This window comes from Enterococcus sp. AZ170, from assembly GCF_050545135.1.
Taxonomy (GTDB): Bacteria; Bacillota; Bacilli; order Lactobacillales; family Enterococcaceae; genus Enterococcus_L; species Enterococcus_L ureilyticus.
The window spans coordinates 2,204,022-2,216,511 of record NZ_CP172947.1; the positions used below are offsets into that span (position 1 = coordinate 2,204,022).

Below are 12,490 nucleotides of genomic sequence, written 5' to 3' on the forward strand. Positions count from 1 at the left end.
TTACTCATCCTCTCATCTTTTTTACAAAATATTTTAAAGTACAAAAAGTTTTTGTAACCCTTTTCATTACTCTCGTACTTACTAGCACAAATTGATACAGTTCTAGACTAGTTACGTAACTTCCTCCTTCAAATTACTTTTTTCACATATTAGAACCTTTCTTTAAAACGCTTTCTTTTCTTGGTATACAATAGGTTAAAACTTCACTTACACTATAACATAAACGTATCGTTTAAAACAATAATTTTTAGGTAAAAAAAATATTTTTTAGCAGACGCTACTGTTTAAGCATTTGTAGAAGGATTCATTGTTTTTTCTTTTAAAATAACCCTCTTTGGCACCCTAACCAAAGTACAGCTTCCAAAACAGCTCCACCTAAGGCTCGCGCTTTATCTGATATCGTAAAACAATCCACTTGTTCAACCGAACGTGGATCGACATCAGCACATTTCAGTCCTTTTTGGCACAACACTTTGTCTGAAATCAGTCCTCGCAACACACCATCTAAGGGGGAAACTACAGCTATTTGATCAATATAAAAGAGTACTTCTCCTTTTTTCACAATCGCGCCAATCGTTTTCACATGCTTTACCTTACCTGAAGCTGGCGCATGAATCACTCGCTCCGCACTTTTACCGTTAATTTCTCCTGGGATACCAGTATTTGGGATTGCACTACCTTTAAAGTAGAGCTTGCCTAAATAGTGCCCTCTCATGGTTTCCACTACTGCATTGACCTCATTAGACGCTGTGAATCCTGGTCCTAACGCAATAGTGATGGGGGCCATTTCTTTATTTGTGCCTAAATTTTTTTTTGCTAAAATTGCATCCACAAGTACTGTCGGTTTTAATTCTTTCAATGATTCTGCTTTTGAATCAATTAGTATTGGAATTTGATGATTGTTCCAGATTACGGAACATTCTGATACAGAAGAAACCAAGACTGCTTCTAAATCTTCTACCTGCTGTCTGCCTTGAAAAACGGCATTACAGAATGCTACAGTTCGACGAATAGCTAGTGGTTTAGCTGTTTCTAAAATGATTACTTTAAACCCTGCATGAACTAATTTTTGAACGACTCCTGTCGCAAGATCACCGCCACCGCGTACAGCAACGATTGTTTCAGAAATCGGTCTTTTTATTTTTCCCATAAAATGATTCCTTCCTTTGATTGGATATTGCAGGCTATTACTTTACTCAATCGTTTCAATAGCATATTTGGCAATAAAGATACGATTTTTTTAGCTTGGAGCAATTGTTCAGAAGATTCTACCTGATTGATACACAGAATTCGCTGACCTTGACTTTTTGACCACAATCCAGTTGGACTGGTGATGATTTCAGCTAATGTCTCTTCTTTGATTTTTACTCCCTGAACCGTATCCGTTGCACGCAAAAAAAGAGGCAGACGATGCACAGTCGTTTGATTTACAGTTTTGCCTAAAACAGAAATTGGAATCAATCCAATTGTTGTCGTTGTTTCAGGTAAAATAACAGGTTCAAATGTTTCCCACCCTTTTAGCGGACGCTGCTTTGATCCATCTGCTTCTAATAAGACTTTATCAAAATGCTGTAAAGACTCCTCAAAAACGTGTACTGGTGGTGAACTAAGCTTATATCCATTGCCCATGACGTTTCCTGCTAATGTGATTCCTATCCCATCTTTTCCTAAATTCGAAAATTCTTCACTATAAAAAAAATCATAATTACGCTCTGTAGGATAGCCGATCTTAGTCGTTGTACTGACTAACACACGTTGATCATGATAACAATTCGCTAGATACCACATCAGGCTTGTTTTCCCACCACTACCGATCAGTGAAATCACTTGTCGCCCTTGAAAGTCGAAGCACTCGATCAGGGAATCCATCTTTTATACGTCCTTTCTTTATTCACTCCTTCTATTGTAAAAATTCCTTCTATCGGTATCTCGGCCTTGTTCAAATACACTCTTCCTTTGTCTAAATCTTGTGCAGCTATCCTTAAACAGATTCCACAAAAATCCCCAAGACTTGTAGGAAGAGCCATCACTGAAACAGGCAAGTTATTTTTGATGAATATTTTTTCACTATGAACTGCATAATGAGTATTTTGAAATGTTAAAAGATAGGCCATATCTTCACCTCGTCCATTAGATATTAATGACTTTTTTTGCTTGTGCCATAACTTCTGTAATGCCATACATATTTGTGATTTCACCGACTGCCAAGGTATCTTTGATTTGATAAAAGTCTAGACAAGCACCGCAAGTGCTAATTTGAGTCCCTTGTTCTGCCAATGTTTGTAAATCTTTTAACGCTCCTGAATTTTGATTCGTCAAAAACGCGCCAGCATTGAAAAAAAGTAAATACTCAGGCGGTGTATCTAATTCAGTTAGAGAATAAATATAACTTTTCAATAATATTTCTCCTAAATCTGCGTCTCCTTCTCCCATTGTTCTTTTCCCAAAAGCAATCACCAATTCACTATTTGATATTTCTGATTTTGTTTGTTCCTGTTCTTTAGGAACGTCGATCGACATGATGAATTTATCTTTTTCCAATTGAATTTGCGTCATTTTCAAGCCAAGACCTACAGTCATTTTTTTGATATTTTGGACCGCTATTTCATTATCAACACTGATTTCTATTTGGCCTCCGTCACTTTTCATTTCTCTAACTGCTTTTTTAGTCTCGATGACGGGAATTGGACAAGGCTTACCAATCGCATTGATTTTCTTCATCAAAGCCCCTTCTTTCTTATAAAATAATAATTGATTGATCTTCTTCTCTTTCACAGACTTCACCGATGATCCTTGCTACTGGATCGTTTTTTTGGATTGCTTCAAGACATTTCGCAGCATTTTGAGCCGAAACACTGAGCAGTAAACCACCTGATGTTTGCGGGTCAAATAAAATCTCTTGAAAAGCTGGTGTAACTGAAGTCAGATCAATTCTTTCTCCTATAAATTCGCGATTTCTTTGTCCAGCAGCAGTTGCTAGAAATTCTTCGGCATAATGATAAGCATCAGGCAACAGGGGCAACTGTTCTGAATCAATCACTAAGGTAGTCGTGTCAACAGCCATCTCTAATGCATGGACTAACAAGCCAAATCCTGTTACATCAGTACAAGCATTGACTGAAAAATCAGCCATTGTTTCTGCTGCATATTTATTTAAGCGTTCCATAGAAGCAATGGCTACTTTTTCTGTTTCCTCTGATGCCATACCTCCTCTTACAGCAGATTGGATCAAACCAACCCCTAATGCTTTGGTAAGAATTAAGCTATCGCCTATTTTGGGTGTGTTGTTATGAATCATTTTATTAGGATCAACTTGTCCAGTTACTGCTAATCCATATTTAGACTCGTGATCATAAATCGAATGCCCTCCTGCCAATGACGCCTTGGCCTCTTTAAGCTTCTCTGCCCCACCAATCAGAATTTCTGAAAGCACTTGTTTCTCCATTTTTTCAGGAAAGCAAACTAAATTCAATGCAAACAAAACTTGCCCGCCCATAGCGTAAACATCGCTTAGCGCATTTGCGACGGCAATTCGACCAAATGTACGAGGGTCTTCTACCATTGGTGAAAAAAAATCGACTGTTGAGATCAGCGCAAGCTGTTCTGATATTTGATAGACAGCAGCATCATCCGATGTATCAAAACCTACTACTAATTTTTCATCTGAAAACTTAGGTAAATTACTTAACAATCCAGCTAAATCATTCGGACCAATTTTGGCGCCACAACCACCAGATGTACATTGCGATAAAAAATTCATTATTTTTCTCCTTAAGCTGATAAAATTTCTTTGATTGCTTGCAAGGTGTAATCAATTTCTTCAACACTCGTATTCCACCCAAAACTAAAACGAACAGCTCCGCTTTTTAAAGTTCCTGCTGTTTGATGAGCAAGGGGGGCACAATGTAAGCCAGAACGCGTAATGATTTGATAACGGTCAAATAACAGTTGAGAAAATTCCCCTGCATCAAGCCGCGCTACTGTAATGGAAACAACTGGAACCCTGCTAAATGGATCGGAGGTTCCTAAAACAGTGACTGGTAACTTTTCTAATCCTTCTAGAAATCGTTTCGTTAACAGTTGTTCGTGAGCAGCTATATTGTTTAACCCAATTCGCTCAATTGATTGGATTGCACTTTTTAAACTTAGAATGCCCAACATATTTAACGTACCAGGCTCAAATTTGTCTGGTAAAAAAACAGGCTGTTCAAAAGACAAGGATGCACTCCCAGTTCCACCAGTCAACCAAGGATCAATCATGGGTTCTCTATTTTTAGCTAGCGCAAATCCGCCAATTCCAGACAACCCCATCAAGCCTTTGTGACCTGTAAAAGCAAGTACATCGATGGACATTTCCGTCATATCAATTGGTAAAAAACCTGCTGTTTGGGCACTGTCCAAAACAGTGATCACTCCATGATTTCTTGCGATTTTAAAGCAGTCGCTCACAGGAAGTATCGTTCCTAAAACATTTGAGGCGTGCGTCATCACTAACACTTTGGTCTCAGGTCTTATCATTGATTTGAGTTGATCAGGATCAAGCTGGCCTTTTTGATCACAACACAAGCGTGTAACAGAGATTTGCCCCTCTACCTCCAACCTATGAAGTGGTCTGGCCACTGCATTATGCTCTACTGCGGTGGTTATGACATGATCTCCTGTTTTTAACAACCCATTAAGAATCATATTCAGTGAAGTTGTTGCATTTGCTGTAAAGATAATATGCGCAGGATCAGGTGCCTGAAAGAAATTTGCCAAAACTTGGCGCGCATCAAAAATCAATTCAAGTTCGTCGATGTTTTGAGATCCACGATTTGTGTTCAAATTATTATTTTCTGTTAGATAGTGACACAATTCTTCAACAGTTGCAGCAAATTTATGGTTTGAGGTAGCTGCATGATTCAGATACACTGGCTGTTTCATCTTTTTGTTTCCTTTCTGACACATAAAAATTTTGATTCACTAGTTTTATATAATCAGTTGGCGTATCGATATCGATCAATCGCTGTGGATCCGCCACTTGAATTTTATGCCAGGCCTCTGGGTGTCTATTGCGAACAGCACGTCCACCGTTTTTCCCAGTAACCTTCAATAATTCGGTTCGAAATTTATTTCCAAAGAATATCGGACTACATGGCGCTAGCATTTTATCAACTGGGAAGACAATTGCTTCTTTGGAGTAGGCAGGCAACAAACACTCGATCAAGGTACGATTTAGTAATGGTTGATCAACTGTCAAATAGAGATACCCCCCGCCAGATGCAGCCTTTGTTCCTAAACGAACACTTGTACTTTGACCTTTCTCAGCTTCTAGATTTTGAATTATTTTCAGGTCTTTTGGTAATTTTAAGCCATGAAGATTCTCTGGGGAAATAACTAAAATACGCTCAAAAAAAGGAATTTCACTTGAGAGACTCAACGAATGTTCTAAAAAAGTTTTCCCCTGATAGTCGAGAAATAACTTGTTAACCCCCATTCTAGACGATTTTCCCGAAGCCATAATAATTGCACTGATCTTTAGCACTCCAGTCGCTCCTTTAAATTTATTCTGCCAAAAAAGAAACACCTCCAATTTTACTTATCGGATGTGTTCCTTTCGCTATTCATGCGTCGCTTTCAAGCACATCACAGAATCATTTATTTATTCTTTTTTGATAAAAAGTATCTTCCATCGGCAATGTGGGTCTTAATTTTCCATCTAAGGCATAATATGCGCCAGCTAATGCTGGAGCCGTTGGGATCGTTGCCAGTTCACCAACTCCTTTGATGCCATAAGCCAAGCCATCATGAATATTCTTTGCTTGCACTAAAATCGTTTCGATTGGCGGAACCTGTGTTGCATTTAATAAGCCTAATGTTGCATATTTTGCTTTTACATAGCCTTCTTCCATAACAAATTTTTCTGTTAAAGCATAGCCCATTCCCATCACGATACCACCTTCAATTTGACCTTGAGCGGCTTTGGGATTCACGACTTGTCCCATATCATAGGCAGCTACAAATTTTTCAACTTTTCCTTTCTCATCCAACACTGCGACTTCTGAGGCGTAGCCATAACCTGCATGACTGACAGGATTCTTTTTGTCATTGATCAAAGGATCTGTTTTGGCTGAGTATTCTCCATAAAATTCTTGCCCTTCTAGGTCAGACAAAGCACGTCCCATATCTAACTCATAACGTAATTGCATCGCTGCTCTCCTTGTTGCTTCTCCTGTAAATAAGGATTGGCGAGAAGCTGTTGTTGTACCAGAATCCGGCGTTCGGTGAGTATCCGGCGCTTCTGCAATGATCATTTCTGGTGGTAAATCTAACGTTTCACAGGCAACTTGCGTTGTTACAGTGGCCATCCCTTGGCCAATACAAGCTGCACTCGTTCTAACATGAACTTTCCCTTCTTCTACAGAAACAATACAACGCCCCACATCGGATAAGCCTACACCAATCCCACTATTTTTAAAGAAACAAGAAATGCCAGCGATTTCGGCTGTTTCGTATGCTTCTTTAACAGCGAGTAAGGTTTCTTTTAGTGCTGCATTTTTAGACACTAACTGACCATTTGGTAGTGAGTCACCTTGTTCAACTGCATTTTTATATCGGATCTCCCATTGTGAAATCCCCACTTTTTCGGCTAATAAGTTCAGGTTGCTCTCTATAGCAAAGGCTGTTTGACAGACACCAAATCCCCTAAAAGCACCAGCTGGTGGATTATTCGTATACACTGCAAATCCTTCGACATCTATATGCTGATATTTGTATGGTCCTGCCGCATGTGTACAGGCTCGTTGCAAAACTGGCCCTCCTAATGAAGCATATGCACCAGTATCAGCATAAATCACCGCTTTCATAGCAGTTAAATGACCTTCTTCATCACAACCTGTAGTGAAATCCATTTCCATTCCATGTCGTTTGGGATGGATCATTAAGCTTTCTTGTCGACTAAGCAACACTTTTACTGGCTTTTGTAAACACCAAGCTGCAAGTGAAGCATGGTGTTGGACACTCATATCTTCTTTACCACCAAAACCTCCGCCAACTAGTTTTGCTTGAACATGGATTTTTTCTTTGTCAACTCCTAACATACGGGCAACCTCTCGTTGCTCATCATAAATACTTTGACCCGCACTATAAAGTAAAATTCCAGCTTCACCTTCTGGCATAGCGATGGCACATTCTGGTTCCATGAATGCGTGTTCATTAATAGGAACTGAATAATGCTGGGTTACGACATACTTAGACTTTGCTAACTGCTCATCAGCATGACCACGAATAAGGTGCTCATGTGATAAAATATTTCCTTTTTCATGAATCTGAGGAGCACCTTCTGCTAACGCTTCTTCACAAGTGATCATTGGTATCAATTCCTCATAAGTTACATCTACTAACGCTCTGATTTCTTCCAAGGATTCTCTATTTTTTGAAACCACTAGTGCAACCGCATCTCCAACATAGCGTGTGATTTCACCTTCTGGTATCAAAACATCCCAATCGGAAATAAATTCTAAATGTCCTATTTTATTATTTCCTGGGACGTCTTTTGCAGTCAAAACAGACACACAATCCGGATGTTCCAATGCTTTTGCAGAATTGATCGTGACCACTTTAGCCCTAGGATATTGACTGCGAACAGCAGAAGCATGAAGCATATCAGGCAGTGTAATATCATCTACATATAAACCTGTCCCCAACGTTTTTTCAACAGCATCCACTCGTTTAAGATCTTCTCCCAATTTTCCAGATGATTGTTCTGCTGGGATGCTCAGTTCTTCACGAAACAGTTTAGCAGCTAGCTGAATTGCTTCAATAATTTTGACATAGCCTGTACAGCGGCAAATATTACCTCGAATCGCTTTTCTCACTTCTTCATCACTAGGTTCAGCTTTTTTATTCAATAATCCTTGAGCCGAAATGACGATTCCTGGTATACAATAGCCGCATTGAACTGCACCCGTTTTGGCAAAGGCATAAGCATAAACTTCTTTTTGCCGTGGTTCTAAGCCTTCGATTGTGACAATTTCTTTACCAGTTAACTTCTCTAATGTGAATAAGCACGCTTTGGAAACCCTCCCATTTATAAGCACTGAACATGCACCGCAAGAGCCTTGATTACAACCATCTTTTGTTCCAGTCAAACGTAAATCTTCCCGAAGAAAATCCATTAATTTCTTATTTTTACTACAGGTTTCCGTCTTGCCATTTACTACTAATGAATACATTTTTTCTTTACACCTCAATTTCTGTTATAAATATAGCTTTTATTCACTATGATTATACCACAAATCTTTTGTCTAAAAAATTTTTTTTAGCAAAAAAACTTTTTTTGTTTATGTTTTCTGAATTCCAATCATTGCAGACCCAATGGCACCAGTATATTGTGAGAATTCTTGGTCATAGTATACTTCTTTTTTTGTCTATTCAGCAACTAATTCTACGGAAGAAAGAAATCGTGAATACAAGAAAAAATAGTAGCATTAAACCGCCTATAATGATTTTTTCTGATTAATTGTTGATCGTTTCTCTGTCACTAAACTCACGCCTATTTTCGCCTGATTTCTTATTTCGATAGAGCTGCTCTTTTCTCGATTAATTCCCCTGCGACACTAATCGCAAGTTCTGCTGGCGTTTCAGCATTTATTTTTAAGCCGATTGGCATATTGATTCGATCAATTTCCGCCATTGAAAAACCGCTCTCTTTGAGTCGCTTGATTTGTACAGCAATTTTTTGTTTACTACCCATCACACCAATATAATAGGCGTTTGTTTTTAATAATTGTCGTGCTAATTCAAAATCGAATTGATGACCACGTGTCATAACCACCGCATAATCTGCTTCAGAGATGTGGATTTTTTCTGCAATATTTCCTAGATCAGCTATGATCCGTTCATCTGCATCTGGGAAAAACTCTTTTGTAACTAATGCTTTGCGATCATCCAAAACAACACAGTAAAATCCTAACATTTTTAATACTGGTACTACAGCTTGTCCAACATGACCGGCACCAAATATAAACACTTTTCCGACTTCCAACAAAGACTCGATTAAATACGTCGCTCCATCCACCACTACTTGAACCTGACCTTGCTTAAATATTCTCTTTTGAAGCTCAACTGTTAAACGACCGATCAAACCTGTATCTAGACTATAAAAACCAACTGCCCCAACTGCTGTAGTAGTGATTTCTGTAATCAGCCAACATTGTTGATTTGTTGCAAAATGCTTGTTGATTTCCTCGCAAATAATTGCAATGACAGGATCTTTATAGGACAAGTATTGAAAAAAAACAGCCACATTACCTCCACAGATCATCCCTAAATCTGCACTATTATTTGGTGTCAAAATGAATTGTTCTGCTCTTCCTTTCTTACTCTTTAAAACTTCTTTAGCAAGCTTCTCAGCACGAAATTCAACCGCACCACCACCAATCGTTCCAGCCAAACGACCATTATTTGATACCAACATCCTGGCTCCTGCTCCTCTTGGTGTTGAACCTGAACTTGCGGTCACAGTCACTAAAACAGTGTCTTCCCTCTGCTTGATTGCTTCACCTAAACGTAGAAAAAGTTTCCTCATTCTCTTTCCTCCAACTCCAAATCGTCTCTAAAAATTTCTGTAAAATATTGGTTTGTGATTTGGTAGGTCTTTTTTTGAAATAATAAAAACTTTGTTGTTAATCGTTTTCCATGGATTGTCACAGTAGAACCTCCACCATTGCTTCCTCCCACACTTTTGACAATCAAAGGATAGCCCAGCTCTGCTTCTGCTTTTTGGATCATTCGCCAGGCTTTGTTATAGGACATCCTCATTTGCTTCGCTGCAGTATTTAATGAGCCAGTTTGAGAAATTCGTTGAAGTAACTCTACAATACCTGGACCAAAAAATATTTTATTTGTCCGTAATTTCAAATTCAATGTATAGTCAAATGCTGCTTGCTCCTTCATTTCATGTTCTCCTTTCGTTATACTTTAAAAAGATAACGCTTGAAAAAAAAATATTTTTTTAGAAAAGCGACTAATTCTTTTTTTGATCAGATGCAAATTATTTTCCTTCAGCTCTACTAATTGCCCTTGATTTCTATAAATTTCTCGTTTTAACAGCACTCTTTGTTCGTTTACCTCTAGCTTTTCAATTGTAAGCTGTTTTTGGTGTTGGTAATTGCGCTCTGATTTAAATACACCTACTATTTTATTCGAATGACGAACGACTGCTAATAATTCCGCTAAAAATGGTTCTGATAATAACTCAATTCCACCAATTTCATCAAGCAAAACCACATCTGCTGGCACTTTTTTTATTTCCTTTAATAACTCTATACCAAAAGTTTCAAAGACAAACAAATTTCTTATTCGTTTCCCTTCTCGCGTCTGAATAAAACAGTGCTCCGTAATTGTTTTCATTTCAGCTTTTTGCTGTAATAACTCTTTGGCTGCTCTGAGCTCAAAAGCAATGATTTGTCCTCCATCATTGATTATGCGGTTAACATAAAAACCATTGACAGATGAACAGGTCAACCGAAGCACCTTTTGGAGCAATGTAGATTTTCCGATAAATTTGTTTCCTTCTAAAAATAAACTATTCACGCGACACTTTCCTTTACTAAACTTATTTCATTAAAATAATGCAAAAGACAAATCCCTTTATTCATTTATCTTTTGCATCTTTTTAAGGAGACAATCTTTACTGTCACTCGATTGCGACTTGTTTATGCTCTTTCAACAAGACATTCAAAATAACGGCAACAATTGTTGTTAAAATAACTTCTGAATTACCAAAAATAGTTGTCACCCACGGTGGGAAACCGCTCAAACAACCAACAGACAATGTAACACCAATTCCAAAAGCTAAGGAAATCCCGACAACTCCTGTATTTCTAGGCGTTAATTCTTGTGATGAAATCATCCGCACTCCTGTCATTGAAATCGAGGCAAAAACGGAAACCGTCGCGCCGCCAATTACAGCATAAGGTATTGTCGTCAAAATCGAAGCAACTTTTGGTACAAAACCTGCTACTAACAAAATGACTGAAGCAAAAACCATCACATATTTATTTATCACTTTCGTCACGGTCACCAATCCCACATTTTGACCAAATGTTGCGACTGGTACTGATCCAAAAAAGCTCCCAATAAAATTGGAGAAACCGCTTCCCATAATACCACCAGACAGTTCCTTATCTGTAGGCTCCCGATCCATTGCACCAACAGTTGTTGCAGTGAACTGACCAATTGCTTGGACTGCATCCACGATAAACATCACAACTAAAGTCAAAATCGGTACAATTTGAAAGTCCAATCCAAAATAAAGTGGTGTAATCACTTGAAATACTGACGCTTCTTTTACAGGGGTGAAATTGACCATCCCCAAAACAAGAGAAACAACATAGCCAACAATCATCCCATTTAAAATAGAGGATAATTTAAGAAATCCTTTTGAAAAATAGTTAAAATAAAAGACTACGGCAAATGTCAGCAACGCGACCAGCCAATTTTGTGCTGATCCAAAATCTGGACTACCTGCTCCCCCAGCCATATATTTGATTGCAACTGGGAATAAGGACAAGCCAATACTCAAAATAACCGTACCAGTAACTAATGGTGGAAATAATATTCTAATTTTTTTTATTGATAATCCGACTAAAATGACTAAAATACTGCCAACTAGCTGTGCACCAAAAATTGCTGCAATCCCAAAATCTCCTCCAATCGCCATTAAAATCGGTACATAAGCAAAACTTGCACCCATCATTACTGGCAATCTTGAGCCAACTTTTCCAAAAATCGGAAATAATTGGATCATCGTTGCTATAGCAGAGAAAATCAGTGACGTTTGAATCATGATCGTTGTATCACCAGAACTTAGGTTACAAACTTTTGCAATCATGATTCCTGGGGTAACAATTCCAACTACTGCTGCGACTACGTGCTGTAAGCCCATAGGAACAGCTTCTTTGATCGACAACTTAGCATCATAATCAAACAATGCTTGTTCTTCTTTTTTACTCATAGGCAAGTTTCCTTCTTCGCTTTTTATTTTAAAAAGGACTGCACTTATCCGAGTCTTAAAATTCGCAACCCTTTTCTTTGATCAGAATTGTTTCAAAAATTAATTTTTGACTGCGATTGCTTCTACTTCAAAAAGCCCATTTTTAGGTAATTCACATACTTCAACACATGAGCGGGCCGGCAGCGTGTTTGAGAAGTATTTACCATAAATATCGTTGATTTTTGCGAAATCTGACATGTTTTTTAGAAAAACCGTTGTTTTGACAACATTGTCATAGCTCATATTTGTTTCTTTTAGAATTGCCCCTAAATTGATCAATGCTTGTTCCGCTTGTTGCTCAACCGTTTCTTTCATTGCCCCACTTACTGGATCTAAACCTAATTGACCAGAGATGTATTGGGTTTGTCCAGCTAATACTGAGTGCGAATACGGTCCCACAGCCGCTGGGGCATTGCTTGAATTAATCATTTTGTTTGACATCAACTCACTCCT

Annotated in this window: 13 protein-coding genes; all 13 read right to left on the reverse strand. The window is 38.3% G+C overall.

The features are described from left to right. Positions 1 to 319: 319 nt before the first annotated feature. Entirely contained in the window at positions 320 to 1,150 is an 831-nt protein-coding gene (yqeB, locus tag IGJ55_RS10735; RefSeq protein WP_069639859.1) for a selenium-dependent molybdenum cofactor biosynthesis protein YqeB, read from the reverse strand. Beyond that, on the reverse strand, positions 1,138 to 1,869 hold the full coding sequence (yqeC, locus tag IGJ55_RS10740) for a selenium cofactor biosynthesis protein YqeC (protein WP_430606465.1): 732 nt from the start codon (positions 1,867 to 1,869) through the stop codon (positions 1,138 to 1,140). Before yqeC ends, yqeB begins: the two co-directional genes overlap by 13 nt. After that, positions 1,857 to 2,114, reverse strand: coding sequence for a DUF3343 domain-containing protein (locus IGJ55_RS10745; RefSeq protein WP_069639857.1), 258 nt, complete (start codon positions 2,112 to 2,114; stop codon positions 1,857 to 1,859). The genes yqeC and IGJ55_RS10745 overlap by 13 nt, the downstream gene beginning before the upstream one ends. Positions 2,115 to 2,130: 16 nt before the next feature. Then, positions 2,131 to 2,721 (reverse strand): sulfurtransferase-like selenium metabolism protein YedF, encoded by a 591-nt coding sequence (gene yedF / locus IGJ55_RS10750; protein WP_430608159.1) that lies wholly within the window; start codon positions 2,719 to 2,721, stop codon positions 2,131 to 2,133. A gap of 16 nt (positions 2,722 to 2,737) precedes the next feature. Next, positions 2,738 to 3,760, reverse strand: a complete 1,023-nt coding sequence (selD, locus tag IGJ55_RS10755) for a selenide, water dikinase SelD (protein WP_430606466.1) — start codon at positions 3,758 to 3,760, stop codon at positions 2,738 to 2,740. Positions 3,761 to 3,771: 11 nt separating this feature from the next. Beyond that, a complete protein-coding gene (sclA, locus tag IGJ55_RS10760) occupies positions 3,772 to 4,923 on the reverse strand; it encodes a selenocysteine lyase SclA (RefSeq protein WP_069639855.1) in 1,152 nt (383 codons plus the stop codon). Beyond that, on the reverse strand, positions 4,877 to 5,524 hold the full coding sequence (locus IGJ55_RS10765; RefSeq protein ID WP_430606467.1) for an NTP transferase domain-containing protein: 648 nt from the start codon (positions 5,522 to 5,524) through the stop codon (positions 4,877 to 4,879). The genes sclA and IGJ55_RS10765 overlap by 47 nt, the downstream gene beginning before the upstream one ends. A gap of 109 nt (positions 5,525 to 5,633) precedes the next feature. Then, positions 5,634 to 8,213 (reverse strand): selenium-dependent xanthine dehydrogenase, encoded by a 2,580-nt coding sequence (gene xdh, locus IGJ55_RS10770; protein ID WP_430606468.1) that lies wholly within the window; start codon positions 8,211 to 8,213, stop codon positions 5,634 to 5,636. Between the two features lie 338 nt (positions 8,214 to 8,551). After that, positions 8,552 to 9,568, reverse strand: a complete 1,017-nt coding sequence (xdhC, locus tag IGJ55_RS10775; RefSeq protein ID WP_429949270.1) for a xanthine dehydrogenase accessory protein XdhC — start codon at positions 9,566 to 9,568, stop codon at positions 8,552 to 8,554. Continuing rightward, positions 9,565 to 9,936 (reverse strand): winged helix-turn-helix domain-containing protein, encoded by a 372-nt coding sequence (locus IGJ55_RS10780; RefSeq protein ID WP_069639852.1) that lies wholly within the window; start codon positions 9,934 to 9,936, stop codon positions 9,565 to 9,567. Before IGJ55_RS10780 ends, xdhC begins: the two co-directional genes overlap by 4 nt. A 24-nt stretch (positions 9,937 to 9,960) precedes the next feature. Beyond that, complete coding sequence (locus IGJ55_RS10785) at positions 9,961 to 10,575, reverse strand: nucleoside-triphosphatase (protein ID WP_430606469.1); 615 nt, start codon at positions 10,573 to 10,575, stop codon at positions 9,961 to 9,963. A 103-nt stretch (positions 10,576 to 10,678) separates the two neighbouring features. Then, positions 10,679 to 11,998 (reverse strand): nucleobase:cation symporter-2 family protein, encoded by a 1,320-nt coding sequence (locus tag IGJ55_RS10790; RefSeq protein ID WP_430606471.1) that lies wholly within the window; start codon positions 11,996 to 11,998, stop codon positions 10,679 to 10,681. 99 nt (positions 11,999 to 12,097) lie between these two features. Continuing rightward, positions 12,098 to 12,478 (reverse strand): RidA family protein, encoded by a 381-nt coding sequence (locus IGJ55_RS10795; protein WP_069639849.1) that lies wholly within the window; start codon positions 12,476 to 12,478, stop codon positions 12,098 to 12,100. Positions 12,479 to 12,490 lie beyond the last annotated feature (12 nt).